Below are 20,113 nucleotides of genomic sequence, written 5' to 3' on the forward strand. Positions count from 1 at the left end.
GTGGCGGGGTCGCCCATCGTGCTCACAGTTTCGGCGACTAGGCTGTGTGCTCATGGCCGGAGACATCGTCCCCATCGAGCTCGGACTCACCGACGGAAACAGCTTCACCCTCTGGGCGCCCCGCTGGCGGGAAGGCGACGACGAGTGGGAGGCGTTCCTCGGTCTCGACGAGGACCTCTACGTCTTTCCCGGCGTCGCCGAGCTGGTGGCGTTCATCCGCAACGACGACGAGAACGACCTCGCCGAGCATCCGGCCTGGTCGACCGTCGCGCGGCTGCAGGCCGACGAACTCGTCCCCGATGACCGGCACACCTACGATCTTGTGGGCGTTCCGGAACTCGCCGCCGAGGACCCCAGTCCCGAGGTCATCGCCGAACTCGAGGACGCGCTGGAGATCGTGCGCATCCTCGGCGAGGTCTGCGAACTCATCACCATCACCAAGTTCTTCAACGGCAATCCCATCCTCGGTGCCGTCACCACCGGAACGCGCAACTTCGACGGCCGTGACGGCGTGGACCTCTGGGTCCGTATCGGCCGGCTGATCGCCAAACACTGGGACGACGTGCTCGACGCGATCGACGGCGTCATCTCCACCCCCGACGTGGATGCCGACGCGGTGGCCGCGGCCGAGGCCGAACTCGAGGCAGCGGCGTCGGCGGAGGACGAGGACGAGCCCGAGGACGACGACATCGATCTCGTCGGCGCCACCGCCGAAGACGCAGAAGACGATTCGGACAACGACGCCGAGGACGAACTCGACGAGGACGAGGACGAGGACGACGACGCCGAGGACGATCAGGACGACGTCGATGACGACGACTTCTGGGCGGTGGTCGGCATCGACCCGATCCGCATCGTGACCGGCACCGGCGAATACCTCTCGCTGCGTTGCTATCTCGGCGACGACCCGGTCTTCCTCGGTTCGCGCGGCAAGATCTTCGTCTTCGCCTCACCGCGGACGCTGTCGAAGTTCCTCGCCGAGAACAACGATCACGACCTCACCGACGTATCGACGTTCGACGAGGTGCGCACCGCCGCCACCGACGGGTCGCTGGAGTTCGACGTGATCGACGACAACGTGTACGTGCTTCCGGGTCTCACCGAGGACATCGTCGACGGCCCGCGCCGCATCGATCGCAACCAGCTCGATCTGGCTGTCGAATTGTTCACCGACGCAGCCGATTACGCCGACGACGACTCGGTCAACGAAGCGCTAGGCACCACCACGCCGCTGGGCTGGTTCGTCGACTACGCGGTCAATCCCGACCCCAAACGGCTGGCCCCGAGCCCGCCGTTCGACAACGAGGCCGAGGCATGGCGTGCCCTCGAGCACGAGTTCGAAGACCGGCTGGTCATCAAGCGCTGAGAGACCTTGACGCTCGAGAGACCGTAACCTCGAGAGCGTGAGAGCTCGAAAGCCCTAGAGCCACAAAGAAATCGGGCCGAGGAAGATCCTCGGCCCGATTTCTTGTCGCTACCCTGCGGTCAGGGCGCGGCGTTCGACGCCCCTACGGCCTCGGCGTCGGCAGCACTGTGTCCGCGGCCCATGTACTTCTCGTCGTGCAAGCGTTGCACCAGATGCGGGTAGTGCAGCTCGAACGCCGGCCGCTCGGACCGGATGCGCGGCAACTCGGTGAAGTTGTGCCGCGGCGGCGGGCAACTGGTGGCCCACTCCAGCGAGTTGCCGAAGCCCCACGGGTCGTCCACGGTCACCACCTCGCCGTACCGATAGCTCTTGAACACGTTCCAGAAGAAGAAGATCGACGAGAGTCCGAGGATGAACGACCCGGCCGTGGAGATCTCGTTGAGGGTGGTGAATCCGTCCGACGGCAGGTAATCGGCGTAACGACGCGGCATGCCCTCATTGCCCAGCCAGTGCTGCACCAGGAAGGTCACCTGAAAGCCGATGAACGTGGTCCAGAAGTGCCACTTGCCCAGCCGCTCGTCCATCATGCGTCCGGTCATCTTGGGGAACCAGAAGTAGATGCCGCCGAACGCGGCGAACACCACCACGCCGAACAGCGTGTAGTGGAAGTGGGCCACCACGAAATAGGTGTCGGAGATGTGGAAGTCCAGCGGCGGACTGGCCAGCAGCACACCGGTCAGGCCACCGAGCAGGAACGTGACGATGAAGCCGACAGCGAAGAGCATCGGCGTCTCGAACGTCATGTGCCCCTTCCACATCGTGCCTATCCAGTTGAAGAACTTCACGCCGGTGGGCACCGCGATCAGGAAGGTCATGAAGGCGAAGAAGGGCAGCAGCACTGCGCCGGTGACATACATGTGGTGCGCCCAGACGGCGATCGAGAGCGCCGCGATCCCCAGCGTCGCGTACACCATGCCGGAATACCCGAAGAGCGGTTTGCGGCTGAACACCGGGATGATCTCGGTGATGATGCCGAAGAACGGCAGCGCCAGGACGTACACCTCGGGGTGACCGAAGAACCAGAACAGGTGCTGCCACATGATCACGCCGCCGTTGGCGGGATCGAACAGATGCGCACCGAACTGCCGGTCCACCTCGACGCCGAGGGCCGCGGCCGCGAGCAGCGGGAAGATCAACAGCACCAGCAGGCTGGTCACCAGCATGTTCCACGTGAAGATCGGCATCCGGAACATCGTCATGCCGGGGGCACGCAGGCAGATCACCGTGGTGATGAAGTTGACCGAGGCCAGGATGCTGCCGAGACCACCGACGACGACACCCATGAACCACAGGTCCCCGCCGACACCCGGCGAATGCACGGCGTCGGTCAGCGGGGTGTAGGCGGTCCAGCCGAAGTCCGCGGCGCCGCCGGGGGTCAGGAAGCCCGCGGCAACGGTGAGCCCGCCGAACAGGTAGAGCCAGTAGCCGAAGGCATTGAGGCGCGGGAACGCGACGTCGGGGGCACCGATCTGCAGTGGCAGCAGGAAGTTGGCCATCCCGAACGACAACGGCATCGCGAACAGCAGCAGCATGATGCTGCCGTGGATGGTGAAGAGCTGGTTGAACTGTTCGGTGGAGAGGAACTGCATTCCCGGGTGCGCGAGTTCGGCGCGCATCAGCAGCGCCATCAGGCCGCCGATCACGAAGAACACGAACGACGTGACGATGTACATGATCCCGATGAACTTGTGATCCGTCGTCATCATGATCTTGTAGATCAGGGTGCCCTTCATCCCCCAGGTCGGCGGATACGGGCGCGTCGCCGCGGGAACGTCTGCTACCCCAACCGAACTCGCGGGGCGGGCGATGGGCTGGTCAATGGCCACGAACGGGCTCCCCTCAGGCGCTGACAAGTACCCCACACAGGTGGGCATCGTCCAGACTTCCAGTGCGCGGGGGGTCGAGCGTGTGGACAAGGTCCCTCCCGATATGGGACCAAATACCCCATTCAGCCGATGAGGACCGCGAATCCCGGCTTGATGACGTCGTCGATGAAGGCCAGGCGCTCGTCGAAGTGGATGAAGGCCGACTTCATGGCGTTGACCGTGAAGCGTTCCAGGTCGGTCCAGCCGTAGCCGAACTGCTGTGCGAGGCGGTAGAACTCCTTGCTCATCGTGGTGTCGCTCATCAGCCGGTTGTCGGTGTTCACCGTCACCCGGAAGCGCAGTCGTGCGAGCACGTTGAACGGATGCTCGGCGATCGACGGGACCGCGCCGGTCTGCACGTTCGAGCTGGGACACAGCTCCAACGGAATCCGCTTGTCGCGCACCGCGTTGGCGATCTCACCGAGGCGCGCACCGTCGAACGAGTGCGCGGCGGGGTCCACCCCCGCCGGGAGTTCGATGTCGTCGATCACCCGCACGCCGTGGCCGAGCCGGTCGGTACCGCAGAACCCGATCGCCTCGTGGATCGACGGCAGACCGAATGCCTCACCGGCGTGGATGGTGAACGGCGCGCTGTGTGCCCGCATGTATTCGAACGCGTCGAGATGCCGGGTGGGTGGGTGACCCGCCTCGGCGCCGGCGATGTCGAATCCCACCACCCCGCGATGGCGGTATCGCACGGCGAGTTCGGCGATCTCACGCGACCGGGCGGCGTGGCGCATCGCGGTCACCAGGCACCGCACGGTGATCGACCGTCCGCCTGCCGCGGCCACCGACTCGCCCTCGGCGAATCCGCGCAGCACCGCCTCCACCACCTCGTCGAGGGTCAGCCCGTGTTCGAGGTGCTGCTCGGGGGCATAGCGCACCTCGGCGTACACCACACCGTCGGCGGCGAGATCCTCAACGCATTCGCGGGCCACCCGTTCGAGGGCGGGCACCGTCTGCATCACCGCGACGGTGTGCGCGAAGGTCTCCAGATAGCGCTCCAGCGATCCGCTGTCGGCGGCGTCGCGGAACCAGCGGGCCAACGCGTCGGCGTCGTCGGCGGGCAGTCCCTCGTAGCCGGTCTCGTGGGCGAGTTCCAGCACGGTCGACGGACGTAATCCCCCGTCGAGGTGATCGTGGAGCAGCACCTTGGGGGCCAGCGCGATGGTGGGCATGTCGAGGGGGCGCGGATCGGCGTGGACGGTCACCTGATCGAACCTAGCCGTCCGACGCGATCCGATCGAGCACCAACGGCCGCGTGGGGACCTCGTCCGGCCCGATGACCACTGCGTCGGCCAAGGCCGCGCGCGCCGCCGCGAACCGTTCCGGGGTGCGGGTGTGCAGGGTGAACAGCGGCGCGCCCGCGACGATCCGGTCGCCGGGGCGCGCATGCCACGTCACGCCCGCCTCGGCCTGCACCGATTCACCGGGCCGCGCCCGCCCGGCACCCAGCCGCCAGGCGGCGTCGCCGACCGCGCGCGCGTCGATCCGCGCCACGATGCCCCCCGCGGGAGCGGGCAGCACCTCGTGCTCCGGCGCGCTCGGCAACGGCGCATCGGGGTCGCCGCCCTGGGCGGCGATCATCGCGCGCCAGCAATCCATCGCCCGCCCGTCGGCCAGATGGGCCGCCGGGTCCGCATCGACGACGCCGGCCGCGTCGAGCATCTCGCGCGCGAGCGCCAGAGTCAGCGCGACGACGTCGGCCGGGCCGCCGCCGCCGAGTACCTCCACCGACTCGGCCACCTCGACCGCGTTGCCCGCCGTGTAGCCCAGCGGAGCGTCCATGTCGGTGAGCAGGGCACTGGTGCGCACCCCGGCGTCGGCACCCAGCGCCACCATGGTGGCCGCCAGTTCGCGGGCCAGCGTCTCGTCGGGCAGGAAGGCACCCGAACCCACCTTGACGTCGAGCACCAGCGCGCCGGTGCCCTCGGCGATCTTCTTGCTCATGATCGAACTCGCGATGAGTGGTACCGACTCGACCGTGCCGGTGACATCCCGCAGCGCGTAGAGCTTGCGGTCGGCGGGGGCGAGGTCGCCACCGGCGGCACAGATCACCGCGCCCACCCGCTCGAGTTGGGCCACCATCGCCGCCACGGGGATCTCCGCGCGCCATCCCGGGATCGACTCCAGCTTGTCCAGCGTTCCGCCGGTGTGCCCGAGTCCGCGCCCCGACAACTGCGGTACCGCGACACCGAACGACGCGACCAGCGGCGCGAGCGGCAGCGTGATCTTGTCGCCGACGCCGCCGGTGGAGTGTTTGTCCACGGTGCGCAGGTCGTGTCCGTCCCGCCGCAGGCCGGTGAAGTCCATCCGCTCGCCGCTGTCGATCATCGCCCGCGTCCAGGTGCGGATCTCGCGGCGGTCCATGCCGCGCAGCACCACCGCCATCAGCAGCGCCGACATCTGCTCGTCGGCCACCTCGCCCCGCGTGTAGGAATCGATCATCCATTCGATCTGCCGGTCGGTCAGCGTCCCGCCGTCGCGTTTGGTGGCGATCACGCCCACGGCGTGCGGATCGTCGGCACCCGTGTGCGGCCCGGTGCTCGCACTCACCGACGCACCGCGTCGAGGTCGTCGGGACCGAAGGCGTCGGGCAGCAGGCTCTCCAGCGTCCGGGGGCCGTCGCGGTGGTCCACCAGCATCGCTGCACCGCCGTGCTCGAAGAGCACCTGACGGCAGCGGCCGCACGGCATCAGCACGGCCCCCCGCGCGTCGCAGACGCTGATGGCCGCCGGCTTACCGGCGCCCGACGCGATCAACTGCGCGACGAGCGCCACCTCGGCGCAGATGCCGAGCCCATATGAGACATTCTCCACATTGCATCCGACGACGAATTGTCCCGTCGTGGTGACGGCGGCGGCCCCGACGGGATAGCCCGAATACGGTGCGTAGGCATTCGGAATCATCTGTTTTGCCTTGTCCCGCAACAATTTCCAGTCCACCTCTGCGGTCACGCAGCTCTCCCGTCGTCTCGCCCGATGACACGTGGATACCACTCCACACCCCATCGGGACAGTGGTTAGGCAAACCTAAGTCGGATTGTCTTGTGGCCCAAATCTGTTCGGGCAATTCAACGATGCCCTCAGCATAGGTTTAAAGTCTGTTGGATATGGGTCAAAGGTCACGCCGGGCCCGTCCGGCTGGCCGCGTCCATCGACGATGTTGGAGGCCAATTTCCCGATGAGTTCCGAGACCGAGGTCGCACCGGAGCCGGTGCGTAAGCGTTCCCTCTACCGCGGTGATCCAGGTATGTGGTCATGGGTGCTGCATCGCATCACCGGCGTGACGATCTTCTTCTTCTTGTTCGTGCACGTGCTCGACACGGCGGTCATCCGGATCGATCCGAACAAGTACTCGGAGATCATCGAGACCTACAAGACCCCCATCATCGGCCTGATGGAGATCGCGCTGGTCGCCTGCGTGCTCTATCACGCCTTCAACGGTGTCCGCATCATCCTGGTGGACTTCTGGTCGAAGGGACCGAAGTACCAGCGTCAGATGCTGTGGGTGATCATCGGGCTGTTCGTCGTCGTGTTCGGCGCCGCGGCAATCCGGCTCCTGCAGATCCTGATCGACTCACTCTAGGAGAACCTCGATGACGACTTCCTCCTCGACACCGCACATCGCCAAGACGCTGGGTACCCAGCACGACCGGCCCGCGAGCCTCGACAACCCGCGGTCACCGCGCAAGCCCCGCGGCGGCAACTTCGAGAAGTGGGCATGGCTGTTCATGCGCTTCTCCGGTCTCGCCCTGATCATCCTGACCATCGGCCACATGTTCATCATGCTGGCCTGGGACAACGGTGTGCACCGCATCGACGCCTCCTTCGTCGCCGCACGCTGGCGTGAACCGTTCTGGCAGATCTGGGATCTGCTGATGCTGTGGCTGGCCCAGCTCCACGGCGGCAACGGTGTCCGCACGGTGATCGCCGACTACTCCCGCAAGGACACCACCCGCTTCTGGCTCAACGTGCTCCTGGGCATCTCGATGATCCTCGTCCTGACCCTGGGCACGTACGCGCTGCTGACCTTCGACGCGAACAGCGTCAGCTAAGGAGACCAACACCGATGCAGGAACACCGCTACGACGTCGTCATCGTCGGGGCAGGCGGCGCAGGCATGCGCGCCGCGATCGAGTCGGCGCCCCGCGCCCGTACCGCCGTACTCACCAAGCTCTATCCCACCCGCAGCCACACCGGCGCGGCGCAGGGCGGCATGTGCGCCGCGCTGGCCAACGTCGAGGAGGACAACTGGGAGTGGCACACCTTCGACACGGTGAAGGGCGGCGACTACCTCGCCGACCAGGACGCGGTGGAGATCATGGCCAAGGAGGCCATCGACGCCGTCCTCGACCTCGAGAAGATGGGCCTGCCGTTCAACCGCACCCCCGAGGGCAAGATCGACCAGCGCCGGTTCGGCGGTCACACCCGCGACCACGGCAAGTCGCCGGTGCGTCGCGCCTGCTACGCGGCCGACCGTACCGGGCACATGATCCTGCAGACGCTCTATCAGAACTGCGTCAAGCACGACGTCGAGTTCTTCAACGAGTACTACGCACTGGACCTGTGCCTGTCGGAGAACGCCGACGGTGAGCCCGTCGCGACCGGCATCGTCGCCTACGAGCTGGCCACCGGCGAACTGCACGTGTTCCATGCCAAGTCGATCATCTTCGCCACCGGCGGATCGGGCCGGATGTACAAGACCACGTCCAACGCCCACACCCTCACCGGCGACGGCGTGGGAATCGTGTTCCGCAAGGGACTGCCGGTGGAGGACATGGAATTCCACCAGTTCCATCCCACCGGTCTGGCCGGGCTCGGCATCCTGATCTCCGAGGCGGTGCGCGGCGAGGGCGGCATCCTGCGCAATGCCGAGGGCGAGCGGTTCATGGAGCGATACGCCCCCACCATCAAGGACCTCGCGCCACGCGACATCGTGGCCCGGTCGATGGTGCTCGAGGTGCTCGAGGGCCGCGGCGCCGGACCCAACAAGGATTACGTCTACATCGACGTGACCCACCTCGGCGAGGACGTCCTCAACGAGAAGCTGCCCGACATCACCGAGTTCTCCCGCACCTACCTCGGTGTGGACCCGGTGACCGAGTGGGTGCCGGTCTACCCCACCTGCCACTACCTGATGGGCGGCATCCCCACCAACGTCGAGGGCCAGGTGTTGCGCAGCAACAACAACGACGACATCGTGCACGGTCTCTACGCAGCCGGCGAGTGCGCCTGCGTGTCGGTGCACGGCGCCAACCGGCTCGGCACCAACTCGCTGCTCGACATCAACGTGTTCGGCCGTCGCGCGGGCATCGCGGCCGCCGAGTACGCCAACGCACACGAGTTCACCGATCTGCCCGAAGAGCCCACCGCGATGGTCGACGGATGGCTCCAAACGATCCTGTCCGAGCGTGGCCACGAGCGCGTCGCCGACATCCGCACCGAACTGCAGGCGTCGATGGACAACAACGCGTCGGTGTTCCGCACCGAGGAGACCCTCAAGCAGGCGCTCACCGACATCCACACCCTCAAGGAGCGCTACGAGCACATCCGCGTGCACGACAAGGGCACGCGCTTCAACTCGGATCTGCTCGAGGCCATCGAACTCGGCTTCCTGCTCGAGCTCGCCGAGGTCACCGTGGTGGGCGCGCTCAACCGCAAGGAGTCGCGCGGCGGTCACGCCCGCGAGGACTACCCCGACCGCGACGACGTGAACTACATGCGTCACACGATCGCCTACAAGAAGGGTGATGCGCTCCTGTCCGACATCGAGCTCGACTGGAAGCCCATCATCCAGACCCGCTACGAGCCGATGGAGCGCAAGTACTGATGACCGTCACGCTGGAGAACAATCCGACGCCGTCGTCCGACGAGCCGCCGCTGCCACCGGTGCCCGACGAGGCGACGATGGTGACGCTGAAGATCTACCGGTTCAACCCGGAGAATCCCGACGCGCAGGGCTTCGAGAGCTTCCGGGTGCCGGCGCTGCCGACCGATCGCCTGCTGAACCTCCTGCTCTACGTGAAGGGCTACCTCGACGGCACCCTGACCTTCCGGCGCAGTTGCGCGCACGGCGTCTGCGGTTCGGACGCCATGCGGATCAACGGAGTCAACCGGCTGGCCTGCAAGATCCTGATGAAGGACTTCCTGCCCAAGGACAAGTCCAAGAGCATCACCATCACCATCGAGCCCATCAAGGGCCTGCCGGTGGAGAAGGATCTGGTGGTGGACATGGAGCCGTTCTTCGACGCCTACCGGGCGATCAAGCCGTTCCTGATCACCTCGGGCAACGAGCCCACCCGTGAGCGCATCCAGAGTCAGACCGACCGCGCCCGTTTCGACGACACCACCAAGTGCATCCTGTGTGCCTGCTGCACCACCAGTTGCCCGGTGTTCTGGAACGAGGGCAGCTACTTCGGTCCGGCGGCCATCGTCAACGCCCACCGGTTCATCTTCGACAGCCGAGACGAGGGCGCCCTGGAGCGGATGGACATCCTCAACGACTCCGACGGCGTGTGGCGGTGCCGCACCACCTTCAACTGCACCGATGCCTGCCCGCGTGGAATCCAGGTGACCCAGGCCATCCAAGAGGTGAAGCGCGCACTGCTGTTCTCGCGCTGACCACAAACCTTCTCTGCAGCCCGACTCGAGCCCGCAACCCCGTCCGGGGTGGCGGGCTCGAGTCGTGGAAGGACCGTCGGGAGAAGAGTTCGCGGTCGATCGCCACGGCCGATCGGTGCGCCACGGACCCGCCACCGAACAACGCAATTCGCGACAAATCGGTCCAATTCCTACAAATTCCGTTACTGCTGCGCGAAAACTCTGCGAAAACCGTAGTCTCTCCACAGAATTAGCGGTCGGGCCCGCATCGTCGCCGGGCCGCGGAGGGAGTTCCCGTGAGCGACAACACCACTGTTCCACCCACATCGATGTCATCGGTGGAGAGCAAGGGCCTCAAGGACGGCGCCCTGGGACTCGTCGGATCGATCGTGGTGGGAATGGCCTCCACCGCACCCGCCTACAGTCTGGCCGCCACGCTCGGACTCATCGTGGCCAGTGGCGGCTCACTGCTGGCCGGTGTCAAGGCACCGGCGATCGTGTTGATCGCGTTCATCCCGATGTATCTCATCGCGGTCGCCTATCAGGAACTCAACAAAGCCGAACCGGATTGCGGAACCACGTTCACGTGGGCGTCGCGAGCATTCGGCCCCATCGTCGGCTGGCTCGGCGGCTGGGGAATCATCGCCGCCGACGTCATCGTGATGGCGAACCTCGCGCAGATCGCCGGCGCGTATTCGTTCACATTCGTCGGTGACCTCGGCTGGCATTCGGTGGCCGATCTCGCAGACAACACCGTGTGGGCCACCGTCGCGGGCATCATCTGGATCGCGCTGATGACCTGGATCTGCTACCGAGGCATCGAGGTGTCGGCACGGCTGCAGTACGGACTGCTCTCCTTCGAGGTGATCGTGCTCGTGGTGCTCTCCGTCGTCGCCCTGATCAAGGTGTACTCGCACCACGCCCTGCCCTACTCGATCACGCCGTCGCTGTCGTGGTTCTGGCCCAGCGGTATGGACTTTTCCAGTGTCATCGCACCGGCCCTCCTGACCGCCATCTTCATCTACTGGGGCTGGGACACCGCGGTTGCGTGCAACGAGGAATCCGACGATCCCGGAAAGACGCCGGGACGTGCCGCCGTCATCTCCACCGTGTTGCTCCTGGCGACCTACGCGATCGTTACGGTCGCGGCGATCGCCTTCGCCGGGGTCGGAACCACGGGGGACGGCCTCGGCAACCCCGACAACTCCGACGACGTCTTCCGCGCGATCGGACCGGACCTGTTCGGCGACAGCTTCCTCGGCCACATCGGGTTGCTGCTCCTCTCGGCGTCGATCCTGACATCCGCGTCGGCATCAACCCAGACGACGATCCTCCCGACGGCCCGCACCACACTGTCGATGGGTGTCTACAAGGCGATCCCGACCTCGTTCGCCAAGATCCATCCCCGGTTCCTCACCCCCACCGTCTCGACGATCGTCATGGGCGTGGTGTCGGTGGTGTTCTACCTGTTGTTCACGGTGATCAGCACCAATCTCCTCACCGCGCTGATCGGTTCGGTGGGTCTGATGATCGCGTTCTACTACGGCCTCACCGGATTCGCGTGCGTGTGGTTCTACCGCAAGACACTCACCCGCTCGACGCGCGACTTCGTCATGCGTGGCGTGCTGCCGGGTCTCGGTGGCATCGTGCTGGTCGTCGTCTTCGTCTACGGACTCATCCAGTACGCCAAGCCCTCGTGGCTCACCGACGACAACGGCAACAATGTCACGATCCTCGGGATCGGTGCCGTGGCCGTCGTGGGGATCGGCGCCCTGCTGCTCGGTGTGGTGGTGATGATCGTGTGGTGGGTGATGAAGCCGGACTACTTCCGGGGCGAGACCCTTCCGCGCCGAAGCCACGATCTGCTGCTCGAACCCGCCTACGGATCGGAGGCCAAGTTCGGATTGCCCGACTCGGGGCTGATGCCCACCGTGATCGCCCCGGATCTGTCGAACCTGCCGCCGCACCATGTCGCGGTGGAAGCCGAGACCGGCGACGAGTTCGCCGACGACGACACTCCGCGCCCACCTGCCTGAGCTGCAATGCTCGCTCTTTCCGACATATCCGGCGAGGACTACTCCGCCTGGTTAGCCTTATCCCCATCATGTCCTCATGAGTGGGAGATCACCATGCCACAAAGCGTCCACGCCGAGATCCAGGCAGGCGAAAAGGGTTTGCGAGCGGGGTCGATCGGCCTGCTCGGCAACGTCATCATCGGGCTGTCGGCGGTGGCGCCGGCCTACAGTCTCGCCGCCACCCTCGGCTACGTGGTGGTGGCCGTCCACAGCAAGGCGCCGGCCATGTTCGTCGTCGCCTTCATCCCGATGCTGCTGGTCGCGTTCGCTTACCGGGAACTGTCCCGCGACACACCCGACTGTGGCACCACGTTCACGTGGGGCACCAAGGCTTTCGGCCCCTGGATCGGGTGGATCGGCGGCTGGGGTCTTGCCGTCTCGGCGATCATCGTCCTGGCCAACGTCGCCGAGATCGCCGCGGTCTACCTGTTCAGGTTCCTGCACCTCGACTCACTCGCCGAAAGTTCCTGGGCGAAGGTGACACTGGGCTGCTTCTTCATCGTGGTGATGACCTACGTCAGCATCCGCGGCATCGTGATCAGCGAACGCATGCAGTCGGTGCTGATGTTCATCCAGTTCGGCATCCTCATCCTGGCCAGCGTCATCGCGTTGGTGAAGGTGGTCACCGACCATGCCGGACCGCAGGCGATCACCCCCGAACTCGGGTGGCTGTGGCCGGGGGGCTTGAGCCAGTCGGAGATCGCGGCCGCGGTGATCCTGTGCATCTTCATCTACTGGGGCTGGGACGCCTGTCTGGCGGTCGGCGAGGAAACCAAGGACCCGGAGAAGACCCCGGGCCGCGCCGCCGTGATCACCTGCCTCATCCTGGTGGCCACCTACGTGCTCGTGGCCTACGCGGTGGAGGCATTCGCCGGATTCGGCACCACCGGGATCGGCCTGAACAACCCCGACAACGCCGACGACGTCCTGACCATTCTCGGCGACCCCGTGGCAGGTCCGGTAATGGCCTCGGCATTGCTTCTGGTCGTGTGCATCTCGGCGTTGTCGTCCACCCAGTCGACGATCCTCCCCACCGCCCGCGGCACGCTGTCGATGGCCGTGTACAAGGCACTGCCCGCTCGCTTCGGGGTCGTCCATCCCCGCTACATGACCCCGGCCTTCGGCACCGCGGTGATGGGTGTGTCGGCGCTGGTGTTCTATCTCGTGCTCTCGATCGCCAGCCAGAACACCCTCGCCGATTCCATCGCCTCGCTGGGTCTCGCGGTGGCCTTCTACTACGGCATCACCGCGTTCTCCTGCGTGTGGTACTTCCGCCGCACCCTGTTCGACTCGGCGCGAAACTTCTTCATGCGCGGCCTGTTTCCCCTCCTCGGCGGCATCGCCATGGCGTGGGCGTTCATCAAGAGCGCCATCGACATGATCGCGCCCGACTACGGTTCCACCTCGGTCGGCGGCATCGGCGGTGTCTTCATCCTCGGTGTGGGCATGCTGGTGCTCGGCATCCCGCTGATGCTGGCATGCTTTGCCAACGACCGTGAGTTCTTCCAAGGCAAGACACTCAACGCGAACACCGAAGTGAAGGTGCCCGATGTCTACTGATAATCCCGCTACTGATAATCCAGCTACTGATAATGCCGCTACTGATAATCCCGCTACTGGGAATCCCTATCGCCTCGCCGTCGGCTACATCAACACCCCGTCGGGCAAGGACGGCGTCGCCTTCGCGGCCGCACTCGCGGCGGTGACCGGTGCGGCCATCGACCTGATCTGCGTCCTGCATCCCGTGCCGTACGACGGCAATCCCGGGGTCGGCGGCTATATGGAACGCGTCGAGAACCAGGCCGCCGAGTGGCTCGCCGAAGGAGCGGCCCTCATCCCGGACGGCATCGAGACCCGTGCGGTGGTCACCGTGAACGACTCGTTCACCGCGGGACTCATCGAGATCGCCAGGCAGTCCGGCGCGGCGATGATCGTGGTCGGCGGGGCCACCGACGGTCTCATCCGCCGCCACCGCCTCGGCACGGTCAGCACCGAACTGCTGCATTCCTCCCCACTTCCGGTGGCGCTGGCTCCCCGGGGGTACGTCGAGCGCAGACGCGTCAAGATCGACATGCTCACGGTCGCGGTCCCGGCGACCGACTCGGGGTCGAGCCCGCTGCCCTTCTCCCTGGGACTGGCCGAACTGGCCTCGATCGACATCCGGCTTCTCTCCCTTGTGTCCCTTGACCTTCCGTTCGCCGACGAGTCGAGTCTCGAGGCACGCAAACAGCAGGTCGCGGTCGCGCAGAAGCTGCTCGAGGACACTCGTGCATCGGTCGATCTGGACATCGACGTGGAAGTCCTCGTCGCCGACGGCGACACGCTCGACGAGGCCCTCGACAACCTGCCGTGGGACGACAACGACATCGTCGCCGTGGGTTCCGGCCGTCTCGGCGCCGACGACCGCGTCTTCCTCGGCACCACCGCCGCCCGCATCCTGCGGTGGACCACGGCGCCGGTGATCGTGGTACCGCGGGACGCCACGCCGTGACGCCCCTGCGGATTCTCGAACTGCGCCACGCGGAACCCGAATCGCCCGGCAGCTACACCGATTCGCTGGTGAGACACGGCGGGATCACCACGGTTCGGGTTTGGCAGGAGCCGCTGCCCGCCGATCCGGCCGCCTTCGACGCCATCGTGGTGATGGGCGGCGGCATGGGTGTTAACGATGCCGACACGATCGCCTGGATCGGCGACGAGATCGGCTTCTTGCGCCGCGCGGTGGAGGCAAAGGTGCCCATCTGGGGTGTGTGCCTGGGCTCTCAGTTGCTGGCCGCCGCACTCGGCGCCGAGGTGACCACCGGTCCCGTCGGCGAGGTGGGTGTCTGTGAGGTCACCTGGAACGAGGCGGGCCGCGCCGACCCGGTCTGGACCGGTCTCTCGCCCACCACGTTTCCGGTGATGCAGTGGCACTTCGACACGTTCGCGCTGCCCGACGGAGCCACCCTGCTCGCGTCGTCGGATCGCTACCCACACCAGGTGTTCCGTCACGGCAACAGCTACGGGGTGCAGTTTCACCTCGAGGTGGACACGCCGTTGCTCGACGCGTGGCTGGCCGTGCCGCACTACCGCACCGAACTCGAGAACGCGCTCGGCGTCGACGGCCCCGACCGCGTGAGCGCCGACATCGCGCGGGTGCAGACCACCACCGCCGCCATGGCCACCACCGCGATGACGCGCTGGCTCGCCCGAGCCGCACACTGAGAACGGCCGCGGCCTCAGCTGTCGAAGCCGAGCCCCACCTTGTCCATCACGGTGAGCCACGCACCGCGTTTGCCGTTACGGCGTTCGCTGCGGGCGATCTGATGGCGGGTGACGTTGATCCCGAACCAGCGCAACGGCTCCGGCGGAAACGGTAGGGGCTTGCTGCGCACCATGTCGAGTTCGGTGCGTTCGGTGATCCGTCCGTCCACCAGATCGAGTGCGGTGGCCGCGGCGAAATGCGACGCTCCCACCCCGAGTCCGGTGAATCCCACCGCGGTCACCACCCGGCCACCGTGCGAGCGGTCCCAGAACGCACAGAAGCGCGAACACGTGTCGATCGCCCCGCCCCACGCGTGGCTCGCGGTGATTCCCTCGAGCTGCGGGAACATCTGCAGCAGCTGCTCGGCGAGGAGCGCGAACTCCTGCGGCTCCTGCTGATGACGTGGCGAGTCACCGGAACCGTAGTGGTACAACGCATCCCAGCCACCGAACAGAATCCGGTTGTCGGCGGTGAGCCGGAAGTAGTGGAACCGCGGGCCGCAATCGGCCAGTCCCTCGCGGCCGGCCCAGCCGATCGATTCCAGTTGCGCGTCGGTGAGCGGTTCGGTGACGATGGCGTAGTCCCACACCGGCACCGTGTAGAGCCGTAGGCGCCGCACGAGTGAGGGACTCGCCGACGTCGCGAGCACCACCCGATCGGCGATCACCGCGCCGAATCCGGTGTCGGCGCGCACCCGGCCGCGGTCGGTCCGTACACCGGTGACCTCGGTGCGTTCGTAGATCCGCACCCCGAGCCGTTGTGCCGCATCGGCCAATCCCCAGGCGAGTTTCGCGGGGTCGAGCATCACCACGTCCGGATCGAAGAGCGCCGACTGCACCATCGGCGAGTCCACCCGCTCGCGCGCCTGCTCCTTCGGCAGCAGCACCAGCTGCTCGCCGAGCAACGCCGCCGCCGAGGACATCTCGGCCAGTTCCTCGGTCTGCCAGTCGAAGTTGGCGATGTCGAGTTCGCCGGTGCGTTCGGCGTCGGCCGAGATGCCCAGCCGGCGGATCGCCTTCTCGATCTCGTCGAGGGTGTCGCGGCCCATCCGCAGCAGTTCGGGCAGTTCGTCGGCGAAACGCGCCTGCCCGTTGCCCAGACCGTGGGTCAGGCTCGCCGAACAGAAGCCGCCGTTGCGCCCGGAAGCGTGTTCGGCGATGCGGTCGCGTTCCACGAGCACGATGCTTCGCCCCGGATCGCGCTCGGCGGCCTGCACCGCGGCCCACAATCCGGTGAATCCGCCGCCGACCACCAGCAGATCGGCCGTCACCTCGCCGGTCAGCCGGGGCCGCGGCGCGGGCCGCTCCGGCCGGTCGAGCCAATACGACTCGGGTGCGGCGTCGGCGACCATCGCGATCCCGCGCGCGGTCGGCTCGGCTGCCCAACTCGCGGTCATTGCTCCACCTTCTGTTCGATAGCACTGTTGTCCGCGAAAACCGTCCGGTGCCAGGGCTTTGCGGCCACCGCGGTGATGTCGCTCATGACGTGTTTGATGGCGAGGTACTCGTCGAGGGAGTAGGTGGACATGTCCTTGCCGAAGCCGGATGCGCCGACTCCCCCATGTGGCATCTCGCTGACGATCGGGATGTGGTCGTTGATCCAGACGCACCCGGCGTGGATCTCGCGTCCGGCGAGCTGCGCCCGGTACACATCGCGGGTCCACGCCGATGCCGCGAGTCCGTAGACGGTGTCGTTGGCACGCCGGATCGCGTCGGCGTCGTCGGCGAAGGAACTCACCGTCAGCACCGGCCCGAACACCTCGTCCCGGTAGATCTCCGAGCGTTCGTCGACGTCGGCGATCAGAGTGGGCGGATAGAAGCATCCCGGACCGTCGGGGACTCGCCCGCCGGTGACCACCCGGCCGCCTTCGCCCGGGGCTCGCGCCACCATCGCGGCCACTTTGTCGCGATGTGCGTGCGAGATCAGCGATCCCATGTCGGTGGCCGGATCGCGCGGATCGCCCACCCGCACCGACGCCATGAGATCGGCGACGCCGGAGACGAATTCGTCGTAGTGCTCGCGTGCCACGATCGCGCGGGTGGCGGCCGTGCAGTCCTGGCCCGCGTTGATCAGCGATCCGGCCACCGCCCCCTGGATCGCGGCGTCGAGATCGGCGTCGTCGAACACGACGAAGGGCGCCTTGCCGCCGAGTTCGAGTTGTACGCGCGTACCGTTCACCGCGGCCTGAGCCATCACCATCCGACCCACCGCGGTGGAGCCGGTGAAGGTCACGATGTCGACGCCCGGGTGACCGGCGATGGCCGCGCCGACCTGCGCGCCGGTGCCGACGAGGACGTTGAACACGCCGTCGGGTAGTCCGGCCTCGGTGGCCAGCTGCGCAAGGGTGAGGGTGGTCAACGGAGTGATCTCGGCGGGCTTGAGCACCACCGCACAGCCGGCGGCGAGTGCCGGGATCACCTTCCACACGGCCATCTGCAGCGGGTAATTCCACGGGGTGATCGACCCCACCACTCCCACCGGCTCACGCCGGATCGACGACGTGTGGTCGCCGGAGTATTCGGCGGCGGCCTTACCCTCCAGGTTCCGGGCCACACCGGCGAAGAACTCGATGTTGTCCTGGCTGCCGGGCACATCGAACTCGGTGGCCAGCCTGATCGCCTTGCCGGTGTGCGAAACCTCCTCGGCGGCCAGCACATCGGCGGCCTCGGCCACCAACCCGGCGAGCCTGGTCAGCACCGCAGCCCGCTCGGCCGGCGTGGCACGACCCCAATCATGTTGCGCGCGCCGAGCATTCATCACGGCCAGGTCGACGTCGCTCCCGCCGGCGAGGTTCAGGGTAGCCACCGGCAGGTCGGTGGCGGGATCGTTCACGGTGTGCGCCGCGCCGCCCCCGACATACGCAGTTCCGTCGAGCCATCCCGCCGCGATACTCGTAGTGGTGGACATGGGCTGCAATAGTACCTGCGCAACTACTGATTCACGACTTCAATGCCGAATCAAGTATCGATAACGACAGTATCTGTTGCATCTGATTGCGGATTCCGTCACGATCATGGGGTGGCCGAACCCGTTCCCCCGCATCTCGACGCGACCGCGAAGAAGATCATCGAAGAGCTTCAGTCCGATGGTCGAAGTTCGTATGCGTCGATCGGCAAGTCCGTCGGCCTGTCGGAGGCGGCGGTCCGCAACCGCGTGCAGAAGCTCAACGAAAGCGGGCTCCTGCAGATAGTGGCGGTGACCGATCCGCTGAAGCTGGGGTTTTCCCGGCAGGCGCTGATCGGCATCCGGTGTACCGGCGACACCGAGGCGCTCGCCCGCCAGCTCGCCGAACACACCGAGATCGACTACGTGGTGCTGACCGCAGGCACCTTCGACATCGTGATCGAGGTGGTCTGCGAAGACGACGACCACCTGCTGAGCATCATCAACCGAACGGTGCGCACGCATCCCGAGGTCAACGCGACCGAAACCCTCGTCTATCTCAAATTAGTGAAACAGCAATACAATTGGGGAACCCGATGACCATCACCACCTCGCCGAGTCTGCTCGGCGAACGCAGCGCCGCACACTTGTGGGGACACTTCAGCCGGCACGGCGGCGGCCTCACGCCGCCGGTCATCACCCGCGGCGAGGGCGTTCGCATCTTCGACGATCGAGGCCGCAGTTACCTCGACGGGCTGGCCGGATTGTTCGTGGTCCAGGTGGGTCACGGCCGCGAGGAGCTCGCCGACGCCGCCGCCAAGCAGGCGCGGGAACTCTCCTTCTTCCCGCTGTGGTCCTATGCCACGCCCCCGGCCATCGAACTCGCCGAACGCCTCGCCGCCTACGCCCCGGGCGACCTGAACCGGGTGTTCTTCACCACCGGCGGCGGTGAAGCCGTCGAAAGCGCGTGGAAACTGGCCAAGCAGTACTTCAAGCTCACCGGAAAGCCGTTGAAGCACAAGGTGATCTCACGTTCCATCGCCTACCACGGCACCCCGCAGGGCGCGCTGGCGATCACCGGTATTCCCGACCTGAAGAAGATGTTCGAACCGTTGACCCCGGGCGGGTTCCGCGCACCGAACACCAACATCTACCGTGCCCCGGACGAAGATCTGGCGGCAGATCCCAAGAAGTTCGGCCGATGGGCCGCCGACCGCATCGCCGAGGCGATCGAGTTCGAGGGTCCCGACACCGTCGCCGCCGTCTTCCTCGAGCCCGTCCAGAACGCCGGTGGGTGTTTCCCGCCGCCGCCCGGCTACTTCGAGCGGGTCCGCGAGATCTGCGATGAGTACGACGTTCTTCTCGTCTCCGACGAGGTGATCTGCGCGTTCGGCCGGATCGGATCGATGTTCGCCTGCGAGGACTTCGGCTACACCCCCGACATCATCACGTGCGCCAAGGGGATGACGTCGGGCTACTCCCCCATCGGTGCGATGATCGCGAGCGAGAGACTCTTCGAACCGTTCAACGACGGCATCACCACGTTCGCGCACGGCTACACGTTCGGCGGGCACCCCGTCTCCTCGGCGGTCGCCCTGGCCAACCTCGACATCTTCGAGCGCGAGGGCCTCAACGATCACGTGAAGAGCAGCGCCCCCGCGTTCCGCGCGACTCTCGAGAAGCTCCACGACCTGCCGATCGTCGGCGATGTGCGCGGCGAGGGCTTCTTCTACGGGATCGAACTCGTCAAGGACAAGGCCACCAAGGAGACCTTCTCCGAAGCCGAGTCCGAACGGATCCTGCGCGGCTTCCTGTCGACGGCGCTGTTCGACGCGGGCCTGTACTGCCGCGCCGACGATCGCGGGGACCCGGTCATCCAGCTCGCGCCGCCGCTGATCAGCGGGCAGGCCGAGTTCGACGAGATGGAACAGATCCTGCGCCACGTCCTCACCGAGGCGTACACGCTGCTCTGAGACGCCGCCATCCGCCGGTGCTAGTCTCACCAGCGGTGTACCGGC

Annotated in this window: 17 protein-coding genes; 11 read left to right on the forward strand and 6 right to left on the reverse strand. The window is 66.4% G+C overall.

The features are described from left to right. The first annotated feature begins 52 nt into the window (after nt 1-52). Nucleotides 53-1,366: a primosomal protein gene (locus ACWDTD_RS05620; protein ID WP_449746087.1), complete on the forward strand. Its 1,314-nt coding sequence runs from the start codon at nt 53-55 to the stop codon at nt 1,364-1,366. 119 nt (nt 1,367-1,485) lie between these two features. Here ACWDTD_RS05620 and ctaD read toward each other — a convergent pair whose 3' ends face one another. The 4 genes from ctaD to ACWDTD_RS05640 form a co-directional block, all read right to left on the reverse strand. Then, nucleotides 1,486-3,300 carry an aa3-type cytochrome oxidase subunit I gene (ctaD, locus tag ACWDTD_RS05625; RefSeq protein ID WP_449746235.1) on the reverse strand — a complete coding sequence of 605 codons (1,815 nt, stop codon included), beginning with the start codon at nt 3,298-3,300 and terminating at the stop codon, nt 1,486-1,488. A gap of 74 nt (nt 3,301-3,374) precedes the next feature. Then, on the reverse strand, nt 3,375-4,469 hold the full coding sequence (locus tag ACWDTD_RS05630) for an adenosine deaminase (RefSeq protein ID WP_449746236.1): 1,095 nt from the start codon (nt 4,467-4,469) through the stop codon (nt 3,375-3,377). Nucleotides 4,470-4,512: 43 nt separating this feature from the next. Continuing rightward, nucleotides 4,513-5,847: a thymidine phosphorylase gene (locus ACWDTD_RS05635; RefSeq protein WP_449746088.1), complete on the reverse strand. Its 1,335-nt coding sequence runs from the start codon at nt 5,845-5,847 to the stop codon at nt 4,513-4,515. Further along, complete coding sequence (locus ACWDTD_RS05640; RefSeq protein WP_449746089.1) at nt 5,844-6,248, reverse strand: cytidine deaminase; 405 nt, start codon at nt 6,246-6,248, stop codon at nt 5,844-5,846. Before ACWDTD_RS05640 ends, ACWDTD_RS05635 begins: the two co-directional genes overlap by 4 nt. 226 nt (nt 6,249-6,474) lie before the next feature. On the opposite strand from ACWDTD_RS05640, the gene sdhC reads away from it, so the two are divergent. From sdhC to ACWDTD_RS05680, 8 genes are all read left to right on the forward strand, one after another. Further along, a complete protein-coding gene (sdhC, locus tag ACWDTD_RS05645) occupies nt 6,475-6,879 on the forward strand; it encodes a succinate dehydrogenase, cytochrome b556 subunit (RefSeq protein ID WP_449746090.1) in 405 nt (134 codons plus the stop codon). Between the two features lie 10 nt (nt 6,880-6,889). Further along, on the forward strand, nt 6,890-7,348 hold the full coding sequence (locus ACWDTD_RS05650; protein ID WP_449746091.1) for a succinate dehydrogenase hydrophobic membrane anchor subunit: 459 nt from the start codon (nt 6,890-6,892) through the stop codon (nt 7,346-7,348). Between the two features lie 14 nt (nt 7,349-7,362). Further along, entirely contained in the window at nt 7,363-9,123 is a 1,761-nt protein-coding gene (gene sdhA, locus ACWDTD_RS05655) for a succinate dehydrogenase flavoprotein subunit (protein ID WP_449746092.1), read from the forward strand. Continuing rightward, nucleotides 9,123-9,914 (forward strand): succinate dehydrogenase iron-sulfur subunit, encoded by a 792-nt coding sequence (locus ACWDTD_RS05660; RefSeq protein WP_449746093.1) that lies wholly within the window; start codon nt 9,123-9,125, stop codon nt 9,912-9,914. Before sdhA ends, ACWDTD_RS05660 begins: the two co-directional genes overlap by 1 nt. Nucleotides 9,915-10,222: 308 nt before the next feature. After that, nucleotides 10,223-11,929 (forward strand): APC family permease, encoded by a 1,707-nt coding sequence (locus ACWDTD_RS05665; RefSeq protein WP_449746237.1) that lies wholly within the window; start codon nt 10,223-10,225, stop codon nt 11,927-11,929. 93 nt (nt 11,930-12,022) lie between these two features. Next, entirely contained in the window at nt 12,023-13,528 is a 1,506-nt protein-coding gene (locus ACWDTD_RS05670; protein ID WP_449746094.1) for an APC family permease, read from the forward strand. Further along, a complete protein-coding gene (locus ACWDTD_RS05675; protein WP_449746095.1) occupies nt 13,518-14,459 on the forward strand; it encodes a universal stress protein in 942 nt (313 codons plus the stop codon). The genes ACWDTD_RS05670 and ACWDTD_RS05675 overlap by 11 nt, the downstream gene beginning before the upstream one ends. Then, nucleotides 14,456-15,172 carry a type 1 glutamine amidotransferase gene (locus ACWDTD_RS05680; protein ID WP_449746096.1) on the forward strand — a complete coding sequence of 239 codons (717 nt, stop codon included), beginning with the start codon at nt 14,456-14,458 and terminating at the stop codon, nt 15,170-15,172. Before ACWDTD_RS05675 ends, ACWDTD_RS05680 begins: the two co-directional genes overlap by 4 nt. Before the next feature lie 14 nt (nt 15,173-15,186). Here ACWDTD_RS05680 and ACWDTD_RS05685 read toward each other — a convergent pair whose 3' ends face one another. Both ACWDTD_RS05685 and ACWDTD_RS05690 read right to left on the reverse strand, forming a co-directional pair. Further along, nucleotides 15,187-16,608 carry an NAD(P)/FAD-dependent oxidoreductase gene (locus ACWDTD_RS05685; RefSeq protein WP_449746097.1) on the reverse strand — a complete coding sequence of 474 codons (1,422 nt, stop codon included), beginning with the start codon at nt 16,606-16,608 and terminating at the stop codon, nt 15,187-15,189. Further along, complete coding sequence (locus tag ACWDTD_RS05690; protein ID WP_449746098.1) at nt 16,605-18,119, reverse strand: gamma-aminobutyraldehyde dehydrogenase; 1,515 nt, start codon at nt 18,117-18,119, stop codon at nt 16,605-16,607. The genes ACWDTD_RS05685 and ACWDTD_RS05690 overlap by 4 nt, the downstream gene beginning before the upstream one ends. Nucleotides 18,120-18,230: 111 nt before the next feature. On the opposite strand from ACWDTD_RS05690, the gene ACWDTD_RS05695 reads away from it, so the two are divergent. Next, nucleotides 18,231-18,695 carry an Lrp/AsnC family transcriptional regulator gene (locus tag ACWDTD_RS05695; protein ID WP_449746099.1) on the forward strand — a complete coding sequence of 155 codons (465 nt, stop codon included), beginning with the start codon at nt 18,231-18,233 and terminating at the stop codon, nt 18,693-18,695. Beyond that, nucleotides 18,692-20,068, forward strand: a complete 1,377-nt coding sequence (locus tag ACWDTD_RS05700) for an aspartate aminotransferase family protein (protein ID WP_449746100.1) — start codon at nt 18,692-18,694, stop codon at nt 20,066-20,068. The genes ACWDTD_RS05695 and ACWDTD_RS05700 overlap by 4 nt, the downstream gene beginning before the upstream one ends. Nucleotides 20,069-20,113 lie beyond the last annotated feature (45 nt).

The sequence above is a fragment of the Gordonia sp. NPDC003425 genome (assembly GCF_053588635.1).

Bases quoted from the DNA above. Each gene is read 5' to 3' on its own strand.
- ACWDTD_RS05620 (WP_449746087.1), top strand. From the start codon at position 53: ATGGCCGGAGACATCGTCCCCATCGAGCTCGGACTCACCGACGGAAAC.
- ctaD (WP_449746235.1), bottom strand. From the start codon at position 3,300: ATGCCCACCTGTGTGGGGTACTTGTCAGCGCCTGAGGGGAGCCCGTTC.
- ACWDTD_RS05630 (WP_449746236.1), bottom strand. From the start codon at position 4,469: ATGCCCACCATCGCGCTGGCCCCCAAGGTGCTGCTCCACGATCACCTC.
- sdhC (WP_449746090.1), top strand. From the start codon at position 6,475: ATGAGTTCCGAGACCGAGGTCGCACCGGAGCCGGTGCGTAAGCGTTCC.
- ACWDTD_RS05650 (WP_449746091.1), top strand. From the start codon at position 6,890: ATGACGACTTCCTCCTCGACACCGCACATCGCCAAGACGCTGGGTACC.
- sdhA (WP_449746092.1), top strand. From the start codon at position 7,363: ATGCAGGAACACCGCTACGACGTCGTCATCGTCGGGGCAGGCGGCGCA.
- ACWDTD_RS05660 (WP_449746093.1), top strand. From the start codon at position 9,123: ATGACCGTCACGCTGGAGAACAATCCGACGCCGTCGTCCGACGAGCCG.
- ACWDTD_RS05665 (WP_449746237.1), top strand. From the start codon at position 10,223: ATGTCATCGGTGGAGAGCAAGGGCCTCAAGGACGGCGCCCTGGGACTC.
- ACWDTD_RS05670 (WP_449746094.1), top strand. From the start codon at position 12,023: ATGCCACAAAGCGTCCACGCCGAGATCCAGGCAGGCGAAAAGGGTTTG.
- ACWDTD_RS05675 (WP_449746095.1), top strand. From the start codon at position 13,518: ATGTCTACTGATAATCCCGCTACTGATAATCCAGCTACTGATAATGCC.
- ACWDTD_RS05685 (WP_449746097.1), bottom strand. From the start codon at position 16,608: ATGACCGCGAGTTGGGCAGCCGAGCCGACCGCGCGCGGGATCGCGATG.
- ACWDTD_RS05690 (WP_449746098.1), bottom strand. From the start codon at position 18,119: ATGTCCACCACTACGAGTATCGCGGCGGGATGGCTCGACGGAACTGCG.
- ACWDTD_RS05700 (WP_449746100.1), top strand. From the start codon at position 18,692: ATGACCATCACCACCTCGCCGAGTCTGCTCGGCGAACGCAGCGCCGCA.